General features: G+C 40.0%; 1 pseudogene. It reads left to right on the top strand.

Features of this window, described 5'->3' with window-relative positions:
• Nucleotides 1-157 precede the first annotated feature (157 nt).
• Nucleotides 158-512, top strand: a pseudogene (gene vmeY / locus R7P74_RS29530) (multidrug efflux RND transporter periplasmic adaptor subunit VmeY); the annotation flags it as partial.

Genomic DNA, 512 nt, shown 5'->3' with positions numbered 1-512 from the left:
TGAAAATGATTTCAAATGCATCAACTTTATTTCGGCTCGTTTCAATTAATTACATTTAGAAACATTTTACGCAATTTATGTAGGAGAATTCGGAATCTACTGTCTGTAAGGTTAGTGTGTTTTCAACAATATCCTGTTCCATAAAGACGGTAAATACATGCAAAAGAAACCACTTGTCGCATTAATGGCGGCTACAGCTATCCTTGCAGGATGCGGAGAAGCGAATAATGCCCAAAGAGAGAGCCAAGCGCCTCTTGTCGTAACTCAGGATGTCACCGTAATCGACTACCAACCGAGTAAATCATATATCGGTCGCATTGAAGCGGTAGAAGATACCAATATCACAGCACAGATTTCAGGCTATTTACAAGCTCGTCATTTTGAAGAAGGACAAATGGTAGAAAAAGGTCAGCTTCTTTATTCTATTGAACCTTCTTCTTTTGAAGCACAAGTGGCAAGTGCGAAAGCAGCGTTAGCACAAGCAAAAGCTTCGCTTAAAAAGGCAGAGCTTG

This window comes from Vibrio sp. 2033 (assembly GCF_033339735.1).
Note: the sequence above shows the minus strand (reverse complement) of the source record. Positions and strands in the feature narration are given on the sequence as shown.